This window comes from Candidatus Nitrotoga sp. 1052 (assembly GCF_927312905.1).
Taxonomy (GTDB): Bacteria; Pseudomonadota; Gammaproteobacteria; order Burkholderiales; family Gallionellaceae; genus Nitrotoga.
In genome coordinates this window covers 1-17,479 of record NZ_CAKMHQ010000009.1, presented here as the reverse complement: position 1 = coordinate 17,479, position 17,479 = coordinate 1, and the positions used below count along the sequence as shown (strand labels likewise).

At 46.2% G+C, this 17,479-nt stretch carries 16 protein-coding genes; 10 read left to right on the top strand and 6 right to left on the bottom strand.

All coding sequences use genetic code 11. From position 1 onward, the window contains the following. Positions 1 to 85 precede the first annotated feature (85 nt). The 3 genes from cheY to MJ768_RS01370 are packed head-to-tail and all read left to right on the top strand — an operon-like array spanning position 86 to position 3,124. Positions 86 to 460 (top strand): chemotaxis response regulator CheY, encoded by a 375-nt coding sequence (gene cheY / locus MJ768_RS01380; protein WP_239287549.1) that lies wholly within the window; start codon positions 86 to 88, stop codon positions 458 to 460. 8 nt (positions 461 to 468) lie between these two features. Then, positions 469 to 1,230, top strand: a complete 762-nt coding sequence (gene cheZ / locus MJ768_RS01375) for a protein phosphatase CheZ (protein ID WP_239287502.1) — start codon at positions 469 to 471, stop codon at positions 1,228 to 1,230. A gap of 1 nt (position 1,231) precedes the next feature. Then, entirely contained in the window at positions 1,232 to 3,124 is a 1,893-nt protein-coding gene (locus MJ768_RS01370) for a chemotaxis protein CheA (RefSeq protein ID WP_239287501.1), read from the top strand. 205 nt (positions 3,125 to 3,329) lie between these two features. On the opposite strand, the gene pgeF is transcribed toward MJ768_RS01370, so the two are convergent. Next, positions 3,330 to 4,067 carry a peptidoglycan editing factor PgeF gene (pgeF, locus tag MJ768_RS01365; protein ID WP_239287500.1) on the bottom strand — a complete coding sequence of 246 codons (738 nt, stop codon included), beginning with the start codon at positions 4,065 to 4,067 and terminating at the stop codon, positions 3,330 to 3,332. Then, entirely contained in the window at positions 4,054 to 5,103 is a 1,050-nt protein-coding gene (gene rluD, locus MJ768_RS01360; protein WP_239287499.1) for a 23S rRNA pseudouridine(1911/1915/1917) synthase RluD, read from the bottom strand. Before rluD ends, pgeF begins: the two co-directional genes overlap by 14 nt. Here rluD and MJ768_RS01355 point away from each other — a divergent pair. Next, complete coding sequence (locus MJ768_RS01355) at positions 5,069 to 5,866, top strand: outer membrane protein assembly factor BamD (protein ID WP_239287498.1); 798 nt, start codon at positions 5,069 to 5,071, stop codon at positions 5,864 to 5,866. The genes rluD and MJ768_RS01355 overlap by 35 nt on opposite strands. Before the next feature lie 285 nt (positions 5,867 to 6,151). Here MJ768_RS01355 and MJ768_RS01350 read toward each other — a convergent pair whose 3' ends face one another. Together MJ768_RS01350 and MJ768_RS01345 are read right to left on the bottom strand one after the other, a co-directional pair. Then, positions 6,152 to 6,784 (bottom strand): response regulator, encoded by a 633-nt coding sequence (locus MJ768_RS01350; RefSeq protein ID WP_239287497.1) that lies wholly within the window; start codon positions 6,782 to 6,784, stop codon positions 6,152 to 6,154. Positions 6,785 to 6,805: 21 nt separating this feature from the next. After that, the gene (locus MJ768_RS01345; protein ID WP_239287496.1) at positions 6,806 to 8,302 is read right to left on the bottom strand and encodes a hybrid sensor histidine kinase/response regulator; all 1,497 of its coding nucleotides are present in this window, start codon (positions 8,300 to 8,302) and stop codon (positions 6,806 to 6,808) included. A gap of 661 nt (positions 8,303 to 8,963) precedes the next feature. Between MJ768_RS01345 and flhD the strand changes: the two genes are divergently transcribed. The 4 genes from flhD (at position 8,964) to motB (ending at position 11,912) form a co-directional block, all read left to right on the top strand. Next, positions 8,964 to 9,284, top strand: a complete 321-nt coding sequence (gene flhD, locus MJ768_RS01340; RefSeq protein WP_239287495.1) for a flagellar transcriptional regulator FlhD — start codon at positions 8,964 to 8,966, stop codon at positions 9,282 to 9,284. Between the two features lie 31 nt (positions 9,285 to 9,315). Then, positions 9,316 to 9,873 carry a flagellar transcriptional regulator FlhC gene (flhC, locus tag MJ768_RS01335; protein WP_239287494.1) on the top strand — a complete coding sequence of 186 codons (558 nt, stop codon included), beginning with the start codon at positions 9,316 to 9,318 and terminating at the stop codon, positions 9,871 to 9,873. Between the two features lie 191 nt (positions 9,874 to 10,064). Continuing rightward, complete coding sequence (gene motA / locus MJ768_RS01330; RefSeq protein ID WP_239287493.1) at positions 10,065 to 10,919, top strand: flagellar motor stator protein MotA; 855 nt, start codon at positions 10,065 to 10,067, stop codon at positions 10,917 to 10,919. A 30-nt stretch (positions 10,920 to 10,949) separates the two neighbouring features. Further along, the gene (gene motB / locus MJ768_RS01325; protein WP_239287492.1) at positions 10,950 to 11,912 is read left to right on the top strand and encodes a flagellar motor protein MotB; all 963 of its coding nucleotides are present in this window, start codon (positions 10,950 to 10,952) and stop codon (positions 11,910 to 11,912) included. 218 nt (positions 11,913 to 12,130) lie between these two features. Here motB and MJ768_RS01320 read toward each other — a convergent pair whose 3' ends face one another. Together MJ768_RS01320 and MJ768_RS01315 are read right to left on the bottom strand one after the other, a co-directional pair. Beyond that, complete coding sequence (locus MJ768_RS01320; RefSeq protein ID WP_239287491.1) at positions 12,131 to 13,252, bottom strand: hypothetical protein; 1,122 nt, start codon at positions 13,250 to 13,252, stop codon at positions 12,131 to 12,133. 818 nt (positions 13,253 to 14,070) lie between these two features. Then, entirely contained in the window at positions 14,071 to 14,712 is a 642-nt protein-coding gene (locus tag MJ768_RS01315; RefSeq protein ID WP_239287490.1) for a Clp protease N-terminal domain-containing protein, read from the bottom strand. Between the two features lie 602 nt (positions 14,713 to 15,314). On the opposite strand from MJ768_RS01315, the gene MJ768_RS01310 reads away from it, so the two are divergent. Both MJ768_RS01310 and MJ768_RS01305 read left to right on the top strand, forming a co-directional pair. Then, positions 15,315 to 15,623 carry a hypothetical protein gene (locus MJ768_RS01310; protein ID WP_239287489.1) on the top strand — a complete coding sequence of 103 codons (309 nt, stop codon included), beginning with the start codon at positions 15,315 to 15,317 and terminating at the stop codon, positions 15,621 to 15,623. 1,003 nt (positions 15,624 to 16,626) lie between these two features. Beyond that, a complete protein-coding gene (locus tag MJ768_RS01305) occupies positions 16,627 to 17,076 on the top strand; it encodes a hypothetical protein (protein WP_239287488.1) in 450 nt (149 codons plus the stop codon). The last annotated feature ends 403 nt before the right edge of the window (positions 17,077 to 17,479 follow it).

Below are 17,479 nucleotides of genomic sequence, written 5' to 3'. Positions count from 1 at the left end.
ACAGCGAATGGTTTTACATTCCTACCTGTCCACCGTTCCCCTTAGAACTAAAAGCAACTGGAGGTATATTGTGGTAGATGCAAATATGAAATTTTTGGTGGTGGACGACTTTTCCACAATGCGTCGTATTGTGCGTAACCTACTCAAGGAGCTTGGTTTCGTCAATGTGCAAGAGGCGGAAGATGGTGTCGATGCGTTAAAAAAGTTACATAGTGAGAGTTTTAATTTTGTGGTGTCTGATTGGAATATGCCTAATATGACCGGCATTGAACTGCTTAGAGCCATCCGTGCTGATGCAACACTGAAACACTTGCCAGTATTAATGGTGACCGCTGAAGCCAAGCGCGAAAACATTATTGAGGCGGCACAGGCAGGTGCCAGCGGCTATGTTGTTAAGCCGTTTACCGCCGCCACGCTAGATGAAAAACTGAAGAAAATTTTCCTGACCATGCAAAAGTGAGTGATGCCATGACTAAGAAAGCAGTTGCAGGACAAGATTCAGATGACTTGGAAGCGTTGTTTGACAGCATTGCTTCGGCAAGTGATGGTCGTGAAGGAGAGGCTGCCAATATTGCATCGCCTTCGGATAATAAGGGGTTGAACCAAAACGCTGATGCGGGTATTCCATCGGACAATGTAGTAAACAAGTTAGGACAAATGACGCGCAAGTTTCATGACACCCTGCATGAACTAGGTTATGACAAGGATCTCGAGAAAGTCGCGTCTTTTATTCCTGATGCTCGTGATCGCCTAGGTTATGTAGTTACCATGACTCAAAAAGCAGCTGAACGGGTGCTAAATGCCACTGAGGCTGCGCAGCCTATTATGACAAAAATTGAGGCCGACTCTCAACTACTGGCACGGGAATGGCAGCAGCTTTTTGACAAACAACTCGATATTGAGAAGTTTAAGAGCTTGGTAACGCAGACCCGTGCTTTTTTGACTGAGGTGCCCAAACAGGCAAAGGCTACTAATGCCTACTTGACTGAAATCATGATGGCACAAGACTTTCAGGATTTGACTGGACAGGTCATCAAAAAAATTGTGGATGTGACACAAAACCTGGAAAAGCAGCTTGTGGCGTTGCTGGTTGAGAGCTCTCCACCTATGGATAACCATGATGCTCATGCCGGGCTGCTGAATGGTCCGGTGATAAATGCGTCAGGGCGAACCGATGTGGTAACCAATCAGGATCAAGTAGATGACTTGCTAGAAAGCATGGGGTTCTAAAATGAATGATTTTGCAGGTATGGAAGAATTAATGCAGGATTTTCTGACGGAAGCCTCAGATTTGCTGTCTGACGTCGACAGCAAGCTGATTGACTTGGAAAAACAGCCACATGATCGCGATCTGCTCAATATCATCTTTCGTGGTTTCCACACCATAAAGGGTGGCGCCGGATTTCTCAATGCGACGGAGTTAGTCACGTTATGTCATCTCACTGAAAACCTGTTCGACAATCTGCGAAACGGTGAGCTAGTTTTGAATGCGGATCTTATGGACGCGATTTTTGCAGCGACGGGAGAGGTCAGGCTGATGTTTGACGCATTAGCACAATATAGGCAGCCAGACGCCGCTCCTCCCCACCTGATTTCCGCGCTGCACGCCGCCCTGAATGGAGAGGTTGTTGTGGTTTCGACTGTTGCACCGCAGGAGGTTATGCTCGAATCTGCGGTTAATAATGCTCTATCTTCATCAGTAGCTAGTCCAGAATGGGATGTTTTGTATCAGGCCTTGGTGACTACTTCACCCGTTCAAGTTCAGGTCGGATCCGGTGCGATATCAGTGTCATCTGCTGCAGCTCCTCCTTCACCAGCCGCAACGCAGGCACCATTGCCGCCTGCAGGCGGCGTGGAAACGTCACCCCCAGAACTTCGTTCGTTTGGCCGACGTGGCACCGATACTCCAGGTAATAAAGCTCCAGCTGCCGGGCGCCGCGAAAATGAGGCGGGCAAGGATAACACTATTCGTGTTGATACTGACCGGCTGGATCAAGTGCTCAATCTTTCCGGCGAAATTGGATTGACCAAAAATCGCTTGACCCATCTACGCACCGACATTCTGCAGGGGCGATCTGACGCGGCCATATTGCTTGCATTAGACGAGTCAGTCAGTCAGCTCGATATGCTGGTAGTAAATCTGCAAAATGCAGTGATGAAGACGCGTATGCAACCTATCGGTCGCCTTTTCAATAAATATCCTCGTTTGGCTCGCGACTTGGCGCGTCAACTTGGTAAGGATGTTGAGTTGGTGTTGTCCGGTGAAGAGACCGAGATCGATAAAACCATGATTGAGGATCTTAACGATCCTCTAGTGCACTTGATTCGTAATGCGGTGGATCACGGCGTGGAAAGTTCGGAACAGCGCGCGGCGGTGGGTAAAGCAGCGAAGAGCTTAGTGCATTTGAGCGCTCAACAGGAGGGGGATCACATCATCATAAGGATAACCGATGATGGCAAAGGCATGCGTCCCGAGGTGATCCGCAACAAGGCAATTGAGAAGGGAATAATCAGTGCGGAATCCGCGAGTAGTCTGGATGATGAGCAGAGCTTGAGTTTGATTTTGCTTCCAGGATTTTCAACTAAAGAAGAGATTTCCAGTGTCTCCGGTCGTGGGGTCGGCATGGATGTGGTGAAAACCAACATTGAGAAGTTGAGCGGCACCATCGGTATTACATCTGTGCCGGGTAAGGGTAGTGAGTTCACCATTTCATTGCCACTCACGTTAGCGATCCTGCCAGTGCTGCTGTTACGCCTCTGCAATCAATCATTTGCAGTGCCACTGTCATTGGTGCGGGAGATTTTATCGGTTCCACCGAATGATCTGCAACAGATAGCCGGCAAAGCCACCATGGTGGTGCGCGGTGAGGTACTGCCGGTGCTTTCATTGGCCAGCCTGATTGGCTGGGAACAGACTGACAAACCTGAAGTGGGTGTGCTGATGCAGATCGATAAAAACAGTTTCATCCTCTCGGCAGATGGTTTTGCCGGACACGATGATGTGGTGATCAAGTCATTGGATACTTTCCGGCCCAAGGGTGTGGCAGGCGTGACAATGTCCAGCGAGGGTGAGATTATATTAATCTTGGACATCAAAGAATTGTTTGGCGAGCTATCCAGATGAGGCAGAGATTAACGGATCAAGTCAAAAAATTGCTGTGAATTAGTTCGGCCGATTGACTTTTTTATTACCAGGCGCTTAGCTGGCAACCCCATGCAATTATTTCGATTTTAGTTAACGGCTGAAGTCTTAATGCGTGGAAATTTTATAAATATCCTCAACGTTAATATCTGTTTACCCTGCTTTCGCAGGGCTAAAGAATGGGGAATCACTTATCCAGCCAGATAAATGTTCCCATCCTCCCCGTTACACTATCACGCCGATAAGAGAAGAAGTTTGCGCTGTCTGTATAGGTACATAGGCCGCCTCCATATACACGCGTAACACCCAATGCATTCAGGCGCAGACCTGCAAGCTGATAGATGTCGGTGAACCATTTCCCGGATGTGCCAGGCACGAAGGCTGCAACAGCTTGCGGATCCTTGGCAACAAACTCTGCACGCACTTCATCGCCCACTTCGAAGGCTTGCACACCTATTGCAGGCCCCAGCCAAGCCATAAGCGTATTGGAAGACATGCCCATGGCATGCACGGCGTGTTCAATTACACCGTCGCACAATCCACGCCATCCTGCATGCACTGCGCTGACTACACTGCCTTTATCATTGCACAGCAGCACTGGCAGGCAATCTGCTGTCATAACTACACACACTGCGCCTGGGTGTGTAGATACACAGGCGTCGGCCTCGGGCCAACATTCGGCCCGTGCCGCATCAGCTACTGCCACACCATGCACTTGCTTAAGCCACACCGGCTCGCTTGGCAGCATTGGTTCCAGCAGCATGCGATTGCGCGCCACGGCTAAAGGCGCATCGCCTACGTTACTGCTGAGATTGAGAGTGTCGTAGGGAGCAGCACTGATCCCGCCGTTACGCGTAGTTTGTAGTGTCCTAACATTTTTTGGAGCAGGCCAGTCAGGGATAAGGCAATGCTCAAGCAAGTTCATTCGATGCGCTCCTGATGTTTTTTAGCAGCTGCATTATGTCGTTTGGCATTGGGGCTTGCCATTCCAACCATTCACCCGTTATCGGATGCTCTAGACCGAGTTGAGTCGCGTGCAACGCCTGACGTGGAAAAGCGGCCAAGATTTGGCGCAAATGTGGCGCGCATTTCTGTGCCCCCTTGATATATACGCTGTCTCCAATCAGCGGATGGCGAATGTAGGCAAGGTGAACGCGGATCTGATGGGTGCGTCCAGTTTCCAGTTTGCAGCGAAGCAGGGTGCAGCCGGGGAAGCGCTCCGCTATGGTGTAATGTGTGATTGCGGGTTTGCCGTCTTCCACTACTGCCATCTTGGTACGCAGCGTTGGATGACGGCCTATGGGTGCATTTACCGTGCCGGCGCGTACCACTTCGCCATACACCAGCGCATAGTATTCGCGCTGCACGCTGCGTGCTTGCAACTGGCGCACTAGCGCCGTCTGCGTGGTAAGTGTTTTTGCAACGACCAGCAATCCGCTGGTATCCTTATCCAGCCTATGCACAATGCCGGCGCGCGGTATTTCTGAAAGTTGAGGCGCATGATGGAGCAAGGCGTTGAGTAGAGTGCCATTCCAATTGCCGCTTCCGGGATGCACCACTAGTCCTGCCAGCTTGTTGATGATGAGTATGCTGTCATCTTCAAATAAGATGTTTAGCTCGATATCCTCGGCTTGATAAGGTTGTTCGGCAGGATTCGATTGCAGCATGACTTCTATCGCTTCGCCGCCCCATACCTTTTGTTTGGAAGTGGTGGCCGCACCATCGAGTTTAACCTGCTGCTGCGTGATCCAGTCTTGCAGACGGCTGCGAGAATACTCTGGCAGCAGCTTGGCTAATACCTGATCAAGGCGCATCCCCGCGCATTCGTCGGGAACTTTGAACGAAAGTGGGGCAGTCTTCAATGTAAGCAGGCTAGGTACAGAAAGGTTTGCGGTATAATTGGACAATATTTTTTTGGATTCTGCCATGCGCCATAGTTTAACTTTAATTCTGCTGTTCATGCTAACTGCGTGCAGTATTTTCTCTCCGAAGAACGAAAAATCCGCAGCGGATTCCGCCGAGGGAATCTACGCGCAGGCCACGGAGCAGATGAATAATGCCAATTACCCTGGCGCCATAAAGCTATTTGAGACCTTGCAATCCCGATACCCTTACGGCCGTTATGCACAGCAGGCACAGATGGAGATAGCATACGCATACTACAAGCAAAATGAACCTGAATCAGCACTTTCTGCGGTGGAGCGCTTTATTAAGCAATACCCGAACAGTCCGAACGTGGATTATGCCTATTACTTGAAAGGATTGGTCAATTTCGACGAAGATCTCGGTATCTTTGGCGAGGGCTTTCAACCGGACGTGTCCGAGCGTAATCCCAAGGCGCCGCGCGAGGCTTTTGATGCATTCAAGGATCTGGTTACACGTTTTCCTAACAGTAAGTATGCAGCCGATTCAAAATTACGCATGCAATACTTAATTAATGCATTGGCGCGCCATGAAACGCAAGTCGCGAGTTATTATTTACGCCGCGGAGCCTATGTGGCCGCTATCAACCGTGCCAATGGTGTACTCATTGAATTCCCGCAGGCTCCGGCTACACGCGACGCTCTGCAAATCATGGTGCAGGCCTATGATGCGATGGGACAGAAAGATTTACGCGACGATTCACAGCGCGTGCTAGACAAAAACATTGCGAAGGATGGTATTAAGCCGGCCGTCAAAAAATCCCCGGAGAACAAAAAATCATGGTGGCAATTCTGGAAATAGAACACAAGAATTGTTGTATATTATAATAATAGGGTCCGGCAATATTGCTCCGGCTGTTCTATAATGAATTGATTATAAATTGAAAGTTGTATATCTAGGGGTATGTCGATATAAACGTGAATTTTCTTAAAACTGAGAGTTTCCCATTGCGATTTTTCGTCATGTATTCAAGTAAACAGCGTTAACCTGAATAAGATGATTAATTTCTAAGCCAAAAAGAATGCTATTGCGACTAACATCCAATGTATTAGATTTATTTATTCTTCGATAAATATGAAAAAGGCATTATTCGATCAAGTGGTTTTTGATTGCGTAACGAACCGCTTCGGCATTGTTCTTCAGTTTCATTTTTTCCAATAAGCGTGCGCGGTAAACGCTTACGGTCTTGGCACTGAGCGATAGAGTCTCCGCCATTTCGCTTAGACTCTTGCCAGATGCCATCAGGCACAGCGTCTGGTATTCGCGGTTGGATAGGGTTTGGTGCAGCAGTTCCTGATATCCTTGTGACAGGCCATTGGCTAATTCTTCTGCCAGTTCGTTGCTAATGTATTTCTTGCCGCAGGCGACTTGGCGTATAGCGGTAACCAGTTGCGTCGGGGCGCTTTGTTTGCTGAGATAGCCTGCCGCACCGGCCTTCATAGAACGCAATGCATATTGGTTTTCCTCATGCATACTTAATATCAGCACCGGTAATTGCGGCTTATTGAGCTTGAGTTGTTTGAGTACATCAATGCCATGTTTATCAGGCATGCTGATATCTAGTAACACCAAATCGTATGCGTTTTCTTGCGCCATCTTAATGGCTTGCATGCCATTTTCAGCTTCTCCGGTTACGCGTATGTCCTCGGTGTCATTGAGGATCTGCTTCATGCCTTTGCGGATCAGTGCGTGATCATCCACAACTAATATATTAATCATGGTTGATTTTAATAGTGTTCATCACAACAGCTTTTGCTGTGGCTGTGGCAAAAAAAAGCCGCCAACAGCTGTTGGTTCAGGTTGATGCGGGATGCGTGCTTTAATTGTGGTTCCTGAACCGGGTGTGCCGTTGATATGCACATTACCGCCGAAATAGGCGACTCGTTCGTTAATGCCACGCAGGCCGAAAGAGCGCGGTTTGATGCGGTCGGATTCGGTAAAGCCGAGACCATTGTCGCTAACGGTCATTTCGACGCAGGTAGCTTGATTATATAGATCAATTGTTACTTTGCTGGCATGTGCATGTTTCATGATATTGGTGAGTGTTTCTTGCAGGATGCGGAACAGCGCGATGGCGATATCTGGACCTAGAGTGATATCTTCATCTGGGTGGTTGAATACGCAAGAAATGCCGGTGCGCTGTTCAAATTCATCCACTTCAATTTCCATTGCTGCGATGATTCCGAAGCAGTCCAGCGTGCTTGGACGCAGGGAATGAGAGATGTCATTGGCGGCGGCGGTACATTTATCAACCAGGTTTTCAACATCCTTAATTTTTGCAATCAGTTCAGGTGCTTCCTTACTCAGGCGTCCACCCAGCCAAGCGATGTTGAGCTTAATGGCAGTAAGAGTACTTCCCAAGTCGTCATGCACCTCACGCGCAATGTTGAGTCGCTCCTGTTCGCGTACGAGCTGGATGTGAGAGGATAGTTCACGCAATTGCCCCTGCGAATATTTTATTTCGATTTCCGCCTGTTTGCTTTGGCTGATGTTGGACATGATTCCTTCCCACTGAATGTCGCCATGCAATACTTTTCGAGGGCTGCAGCGTAGGTTGATCCATTTAATCTCGCCTTCTGGCAAGATCATGATACGTCCTTCCCAGTTCCAGAAGGAAAGATTATCTGCTGAAGTGCGCATGGATTGCTCATAGGAGAAGCGGTCATCCGGGTGAAGCATATCCATGAATAAATGAGGATATTTTTCTAAATCCTGCGGGTTCAAGTCGAGAAGCGCTTTGCTGCCGTCGCTGATATATGGAAAGGAAATGTCGCCGTCATGTTTGAGCAATACTTGATAGGCCATACCCGGCAGGTTGGTGATGAAGGCTTGCAGACGCGCTTGATTTTCTTGTAAGGCTGTTTGTGCTTGGCGGTGTTCGCAACGAACACGCGCCGCACGCAAATTATGCGCTATTGAGGGAGCGAGCCTATTTAAGCTCCCCTTAAAAATATAATCATCCGCGCCGGATTGCATGGTATGGATGATGGTTTCTTCATGCAAGTCATGCGACAGGAATAGAAAAGGAAGATCCACTTCTTTCGATTGCATTAGCTCGAGCGCGGCAAGTCCACAAAATCCGGATAGGTCATAGCTGCATAGCACCACGTCCCACTCATCTTCAATCAAAGCAGCTTGCATGGCTAACGCATTATCTACTCGTCGATGTTCAACCGCATAACCGCTCTGTTCCAGTTTTGTGAGCGTGCGTTGGGCATCCTCTAGCGAGGTTTCCACTAATAAGACTCGAAGTTTACTGGCAACCATATTCTATTTGTTATTTCATAAGGTTGAGACTAATTACTATGATACATCAATCAGGTTTTCAGGATGGTGTAAGAGTTATCATCGTTGAATGAAAAATCAACTAATTTAGCGTGCTCACAAGTATTGCTGATGCAGGATAGTAGGGCTAAATTTTAATCTAGCAGCGTCAACTCTGTATAAAAATTCTTTCATTAGCCCATTCCTAACGCTAAATTATTTGGCTACTCAGGGAATCAGTGAGTATTTGCCATGCCACCCATTCAGAAAAATATTGGCAAGGTATCAAGTATGCAAATGTGGGCGAAGCATGCGGTCCATAACTGTATGGCAATATATATCAATGGTTTGCGCTATTTGTCACGTCAAGTGAAATATATTTCAAAAAAAAGCTAAAGTCTTGCTATTGGCTGTCGATAACAAAAACGTAAGCTTGAATTTGTCCCCTTGCAGATTCAGGTAAGCATGGAATCCTCCGCTTACAACCTAATACGGGTAAGTGGAGGCTTGTCTGTCCGTGTAGGAAAGTTTCTTACAAAGAGATCGGAAGTCTTCTGATTTCTTTCTGTTCGTTCGCGTAGCAATATTCAACCGTCGAAAAAGACAGTGTTGTTAACTTGCAAGGGGACGAATCATGAATACAGATCAACTTCATCAAGAAATTAAAGAAGCCAATCTTTCTTATATGCTGCTCGCGCGGCAGATGATTCAGGAAGATAAGGAGGCAGCCATTTTTCGTCTTGGAATTAGCCAAGAAATGGTTGAACTCATCGCCGGGTTAAGCTCAGCACAATTACTCAAAATGGCGGCATCCAATATGTTGTTGTGTCGCTTTCGCTTTGATGAAAAACTTCTACTCAATATGATTACCGATTACAACAAGAACAGGATGATGTCGCAAGCGCACACCACTATCCTGATGACCGGGCAGACTTTGGAGGCTTTAGCTGCTTGATTTAAAAATCAACTATTAGTGGGGGATCATAATGCGAAACAAGAGTGTGGTCACTGAAGCTTACCAAATCCAGATTGCCGTGGATTTAATCAAGCTAGGAGCACGTTTGCAATTGCTGCAGGAAGAAACCGCTTTAAGTCGTGAACGTTTGCTTAAGCTATACAAGGAGGTAAAGGGTGTTTCGCCGTCCAAGGGTATGCTGCCTTATTCAACCGACTGGTTCATGAGCTGGTCGCCTAACATCCATTCTTCGCTGTTTATTGACATTCATCAATTTCTGCTGAGGCATACCCGCTTAACGGGCGTCGAGGCACTAATTAAAAGTTATTGTTTGTATCTCGAGCAAATCAATGCTAGCGGCGATGAGCCGATATTGAGTGTTACACGTGCATGGTTTCTAGTACGGTTCTTTGATGCACAGATGCTGCAACTGACAGGTTGCACCGAATGTGGTGGACATTTCATAGCACATGCCAATGGACTGTATGCCGGCTATGTGTGCGGCATCTGTCGCCCACCCTCCCGTGCCGGGAAAACAAAAAGGAACGCCGCAGCATCAAGTTTGTTGGCATTAAGCGTGGCGAATTAAAGTTTTACTATCGGGTGCCGTTACCGTCACAAAAGGCCATGTGGAATAATCATGATGATGTTTACGCTATCCGGTTGTGTGAATGCACGAAATAATGTCGATTTATCCGATTTTTATCCGAAGTTTTTCAAGAAGTTGATACTACACTGCCACAAAAGATCGCTTTGGGCGCAATTCAAGGGAGCTGGGCCATGTTGGTAATTGCCGGATATGTAATAGTTTTAATTTCTGTGTTCGGTGGATTTGCATTGGCAGGTGGGCATTTGGCAGCATTGCTTCAACCAATTGAGCTACTGATGATAGCAGGTGCTGGCTCGGGTGCTTTTTTAGTGGGAAATAGTAGCAAGGCAATCAAGGCTACTTTGAAAGCATTGCCTAGTATATTTAAGGGGGCAAAATATACTAAAAACCATTACATGGAATTAATGGCCCTGCTTTATGAGTTGCTTGGAAAAATCCGAAAAGAAGGATTAATGGCCATTGAAAACGACATTGAGAATACAAATGAGAGTCCTCTCTTTGCAAAGTATCCAAAAATAATGGCGGATCATCATATAATTGAATTTATGGCAGATTACCTACGAATCATGTTGAGCGGCAACCTGAATGCGATGGAAATCGAGAACCTGATGGATGTAGAAATAGAAACCCATCACCATGAGGCAATGGTACCGTCGCATGTGCTCGCCAAGCTTGGTGATGCCTTGCCAGCTTTCGGAATAGTTGCGGCAGTTATGGGGGTTGTGCATACCATGGGGTCTGTCGGACTACCACCCGCCGAATTGGGCGCGCTGATCGGCGCAGCATTGGTCGGCACCTTTCTGGGTATCCTGCTGGCTTATGGTTTCGTCGGCCCCTTGGCGACTCTGCTGGAACAAAAGGCGGAAGAGTCGGGCAAAATGTTCCAGACAGTCAAGGTTGCATTGCTGGCCAATCTGAATGGCTACGCCCCGGCGATGGCGGTAGAGTTTGGTCGAAAGGTGCTAAATTCTACTGAACGTCCCAGTTTCATCGAGCTGGAAGAACACGTCAAACAAAAGCGCTGAATAGAAAATTCACCTTGAGAGAGCTGCATCATGGCGAGCGATGATAAAAGACTCATAGTAGTTAAGCGTATTAAGAAGGTGGCGGGCGGGCATCATGGAGGCGCATGGAAAATTGCCTACGCCGATTTTGTTACTGCAATGATGGCCTTTTTTCTGCTGATGTGGTTGTTGGGTTCGACTACTAAAGGTGATTTGAAAGGTATATCTGAATATTTTAATACGCCGCTCAAGGTTTCACTGTTGGGTGGATCTGGCAGCGGCGATAGCTCCAGCCTGATCAAGGGAGGGGGTAAAGACTTGACGCGTAGCGAAGGCCAAGTGAAGCAGGGGGAGCTTCCGACTGAAAAGAGGACAGTCAACCTGAAGGTGGCAACTGAAGAAGCTTTGCGTATTGAAAGACGCAACGAACTGGACAAGCTCAAGATGTTGAAAGCCAGCCTGGAAAAAGCGATCGACGCCGACGCCAAACTGCAACAATTCAAGAAACAGATCCTTCTTGACATTACCACTGAAGGCCTGCGCATCCAAATCGTGGATGAAGAAAATCGTCCCATGTTTCAGAGTGGGAGTGCAAAACTCGAACCCTATACCATAGTAATTCTGCGTGAAATTGGCAGGATGCTGAATCAAGTGCCAAACAAGGTGAGCTTATCGGGACATACAGATGCTCGGCCATATTCTTTTGGAGAAAAGGGCTACAGCAATTGGGATCTGTCGGCAGATCGTGCCAATGCCTCGCGCCGTGAGTTGATTGCAGGGGGGATGGCGGAGGAAAAAATGGTACGGGTGGTGGGATTGTCTTCTGCTGTGCTGTTCGACGGGAAAGATCCATTCAATCCGATTAACCGTCGCATCAACATTATTGTAATGAACAAAATGGCGGAAGAGTCTGTGCGCACAGATGGAGGTACAGTCCAAGTGGAAGCTGAAAGCGGACCGTCTGCCCAGCAGTTTATAAAGAGCAATATTGAGAGCAACAACACCCATCGTTAAACGTTGTACCTCTGAATTCTTCTCGGAGGCTGAGAAATAATCAAATTTTTATTCGGCGCATCCTAAAGGAAACTACTGCCAGCAAAATTGCCATCAGAAAGAAGATGCAGAATTTTGTCCAGTCAATGATTTGGTAGCGTTGTCAATAGGAGACCTGAAATAATGCTCCCAATTTTGCTGTCGTAGTGTCACCGTTAAGCATCAAACCCGTTGTAGTATTACGCGAGTCGAACCTTGGTGACATTGAGTGCTCCTTCAGTGCTCCACTTGCGTACATTGACCCTCATATTCACCGTCCGAAACAGCCGCGCTACCCTGCTTGTCGTTTTGCCTTCCAACCTGTTTTCCAAAGCCGTGAACATATCGCCACGAACATTCTCAAGATAAATTACGCAACGCTTGAATCCTTTTTTCCGACAGTAAACGATAACCTTTTCCAGCCGCGCTTTCTTGGATCCGATCATCGCTTTGATCGTATCGGGGCAGTCTACCAAAGACCGGATCGCGCATATTTCCATAAGCTCCGCCACAATATGCAACCATTCTCCGCTTTTCCGTTTGACGCCGTCCGACCATAAAACATACTGTGCCTGATAGGGGATATGCCATAAACATCGCTGGACAAGCACCGTCACTTTTCCTTTCAGGCTTTCAAAGATAGAAATATCACCGCCGGCCGTAAGCAAAAATGGTTCCTTGAATTTCTTGATCACCCCGATACTCTTTTGAAGCAGCTTGTCCCATGAACCGTTGTAGTTGCCGATATCGATGCCCGCCACCCTGATTCCGCCACTTTTCTTATACTGCACCAACACCTTCAATTCCTTGCCCCGTTTGGCGATTCCGGTAATCCCAACGCCGGTTCCATCCGCCTCGCAACGAGGTTCCTCATTTTCGTCCAGAACAAAATCCATCCCGGCACCAACCTGTTGCACCGACTTCCAGATCGTCATCTTGTCTATCGCCCACCCGAACATCTTGCCGAACTTCTCCGATACACGGTAGGACGTCAACGCTCCCATCAGAGCCAACTTGCGCAGGGTTTCTTCGGGAATCCTCTTCCTCGGCTCCATGCCGAGCAACGCCCGGGTGATGTACTGCTTGCTGCCGCACCCCTTGCATTCCACCTGGAGCTGTTTGAGCGTGATATAGCGGAACCAGGTAAGAATGGTCGTAGCCTTTCCATGCCGCGTCTTCCATATAAATTTGGTGTCATTGCCACAACATTTACAGACGAATGATTTTTTCTCCTGGGACATCTCGTACTCGCCTAAGGCAACAAGTACTTTCTGAAAGAAATCTTCCAGCAACTGTGGCAACAACATAAGAAACGCTTTCATAATCGATGAAAAAAGCGGATTCAAGTTCGAAGTGCAACACGGGTTGCAACAGGAGTTCTCATGGCCTTTTTAAGTTTGATCGATACTTCTGGCGGCATCAAGGGCAAGTACCACACGTGGCGCGGCTTAGCCGCCCTTGACCCCGCCAGAAGTATCAACCCCTTGGTCTTTATGCAATAAAGGTGAATTGGCAATGTGTTGCACTTCGAACTTGAATCCGCCTTTTGATTTTTTCACAGGCTCTCAGTTTATGCGAGGGCTACACGTGGCCAGTGAGCTTACTGACCAAGCGTAGCCCCTCCATAATCTATTCAGTCCTGCCTGGTAGTCATTTGTCTATTCTCTTACGGTTTTTAGGTGATTGAAGATGGTACGATGATGGCCACTTCTGATTTTGATCGTGTCGAATGCGCTGCCAGCTTTGCTGATGGCGCATACTTCGCTCTTGATACAGGCATACAATCAACGCATCAAATTTACTATGTGACCGCAATGACTTCCGCGTAGTTGATTACTCTTAACGCCATGCAACTCAGCATGAGTGGCATTTTTTCGCGCAGGGAGATTTGATCAAGTGTGCATTGATACCTGAACAGATTTGTTGGCGCTCGTGCAACTTGATTAAAAACTATGGTTGCTCTGAGTATCCGGACGATGTATTTGAATTGAGGTTAAGACGCTGGCGTTGGTTTATAGCGATGGGCATAATAATATGCGAGCGCCGGAAATAATTGCGGCGGAGCGTAGCTTGGATGTTAGGGTATTTGCGTCAGACTAATTCCAACGCAAATACCTTCTCTCGTTATCCTATACAATCATTAGCGTGCTGCATTGGCCAACGCAGCCAGCGTGTCGGCTCCCAAATCGGCACTGTAGTAGCCCAGGTTAGCGCCAGTCTCATCTATACTCACCTTTGGCATCAGCCCGGCGGCTAGTAGCGATTCATTCTTGGCAGCACGATGCACGTCGTGAGGATCAACGATACCTGCATTGCTATACACGTTAGAAACTGCGCTGCTATCGTTCTTGTCTGTGCTGTCGTCCAGCGTGTATATGGTGCGTTGGTTAAGTAGGGATACAGCATGGGAATCATACTCATTAAGTAGAAAAACCAGAATGTTTCTGCCGAATACTTCTTTCTTGTTAGTTGATTTCACATGCAGGATCGCGCTTTGGATTACGCGGTGGAAGGCAAGTGTAGGTTGCGTATTAATTTCGTCGCTGTCAGGTGCGACAGGTGTATTTTCATCTACAAAATCAATCAGTAAGATGCGTAACTCTTCAATATCCACTCCGCGGGACTGCAATACCTCTACCGCTGAAGAATTATCCAACATGGCCAGCAGCAAATGCTCCACTGAGAGGATTTTATGACGCTTTGCGCGCGCTTCGACGATTATTTGGCGCAGGTTAGTTTCTAGATCTTTCCCAAGCAAATCTGCCCGATAGAGTTTCCACATTGATGTTTCCTCCAGTTGAGTTATAGCGAATGTCATTGCTGTTTGGTATATGTCGAAACCTGTACTACTTTAATTTTGATCAATGACTATTTTTTAAGTATATTATGAAAAATATGTGGCGGGCAAATAAAATATCTAATCCGTTTGTTGGACAAGCCCGGCCCATGAGTGAGGGTCCGGCCTCTAGAAAATATATCTTTTTAATTTCCCCGGATTGAAAGTCCTGCCGGGCGGAAGAGGGCTTGAAAGCTCGTTTTTTGACAAGTCAATTTGATTTGTGAGTTTGTGCAGCGCATGGGGCTGATTCAGTATCTGATATCCAGCTTTAGCCGAAACATGTCTCCCTGGGGAGTTTGCGCTTGGTATTCTCTGTTTATTAGTATTTACTGAAAGGTTTTTACGGTTGGCTCAATAAGAGCAATCGCCTTGCTTATTATCTAATGTGTACGGTATCGCACAGACCATATATAGATTGTCTCGTAAAATAAAAAAAGGGTGGAATGCTGTCTTGCCCAATAATAGGATCTCAGCAAAACTCTTAAAAGCAATATGAAGTTAAGTATACTAAACAATCTTTTGTAAGTTTATAAATGGAGTTACATATGAAAAAAACTGTTAATTACCTTGTGGTTATGTCTTGCTTTGCATTAGGCGCTACATTAGCTCACGCGGATCCCGATGCACATCATGGTAAAATGCATGATTCCGAAGCTCATCATCATGGAAAAATGCATGAAAAAATGCATGAAAAAATGTTCAAGGCTATGGATGCTAATACCGATGGTGCAATCACCAATGACGAATTTGATGCTTACCACGCTAAGAAATTTAAGGAAATGGATGTCAACGGTGATGGCAAAATTACCTCAGAGGATATGAAATCCGAGTCTAAGAAGATGGATAAAGATTAAAGAAATTCTTCTGACAAGCGGATATCAATCATGATGGCCAGATTGGTGGCTATAACTTTGGCTGTGTTAATCAACTCTTAACAAGGGTTGCCGATATTGGACAAAACCATTTAGTTGACAAGTTGGCCAATGGTGTCTGCGATATGGTTGTTGTGTGATCCGGGTAATGCCTAAATAAAAGGCCGGCTTATGCTGGCCTTTTATTTAGGCAAAAGGCAGTTACGTGGATGTTAACAATGTGCATTTCTGCTATGCACGGTAAACAATTCTATTTCCAGTTTGTGTTGATATTTTTGAAACATGGTTTTTAGTTGTTCATTACTGCTGAGGTATCCACGTATTCTGCGGTCTATCGAATATGAATTTGCTCATTCATTTTCATGTGCTAGTGGTATTCGTGTGGCTTAAACGATTTGCTTATTTACTTTTTATAGCCATCGTCCTATTATGCGGCTCTCACTAATATATATAAATAAAGGTGAGGCACGTGAAACTGAGCGGGACTAAAGTTGACGACTGGTTGCCTTATTATTAAAGACACTTGCCGGAAACTCCATGAAGTTGATTGTGGCGTGAGAAGTTGTATGCAGTGGTTGCTGTAGACGGTGCGATTTTTAAATGCCGTTTATAAGCTGCTACATGTACTTATATCCATGTGGTCAATGTAATTCGATCAAATGGGCATGGTATTTTAATTGAAGCAAGATGTTATGTATTATGCATTTAATAAAAATGGAACAGGGATTTATCAGGAGAATACTTTATACGTATGTTTTTTTCTGTAGCCGGTGAATCTTAATTTTAGTATCAATGAGTTATGTGGATATTGAAATAAATTAAATTCAATAAATACTGTTTGGTACTATGGAGAGCTTGAATATTGATTTACTTCCATGATGATTATTTGCACACTTAACGCAGTAGCAATAAAAGCTTGTAGGAGTGAGGCACATTTCACCCCCGCTCAACTATCCTCGTAATATTTGATATTAAGGAGCTTATAATGAAAAAAACTGTTATTAATCTAGCTATCGTTTCCTGTTTTGCATTTGGCATTTCATTGGCACAAGCTTCTACCCAGGAGAAGAATGGGCATGGAGCTGCTGATGCGCATGCTTCTCCTAGCACTGATGATGGGCATGCTCATGATACGTCGGGTAACTATTTCACGAAAGCAGATATAAGTGGTCAGGCACAACATATTAAGGTTGATGCCAAGGGAGTTCGTCTTCCCTATAACATGGCTGAAGATATGCCAAGTGTAGGTGAGAGTGAACATGGGGTAAGGGCAGTGCATGGTCCAGCTAATCCGTTCCTTGTAGCCCATAATGTAGCAAAGCCAAAAGTTGAATCCAATAATGTTTGGTGCATGGTAGGAACTAATAATCCATCAGGATCTTGCTTTAATGCATACCCTACTAGTTCTGGAAGAAATTTTTATAATGCCAGGTAATACTTGGTAACATAACACCATGATGTTTACGTAAAAATTGAACGACAGGCCAGCAGTAATGCTGGCCTTGTCGTTCATGTATTACATAATGTTTTTGATTATTTTCGGCACCGACGTTTTTGCTTTTGGTCGACATCAGCGATTCCCCCCCCCGTATTTCACTCCACCTCCGTCATTACGTGCTTTCACTTCCAGCTTGATTTGTGCGTGTTTTTTTTCTTTATATTTTGCAGCGAAAATGTGCACTGATGTTTTCTTGAAAGCCTCCATTTATTGCATGTGAGCAAGCTATGAAAACATTGTTGCGGATAATCACGCGGGAATTGAGCAGGCAATAGCAACTCATTCCTAAGGAAACACTGATTTATTCCACCGCACTTCACTGAACTTCGCCACCATGATA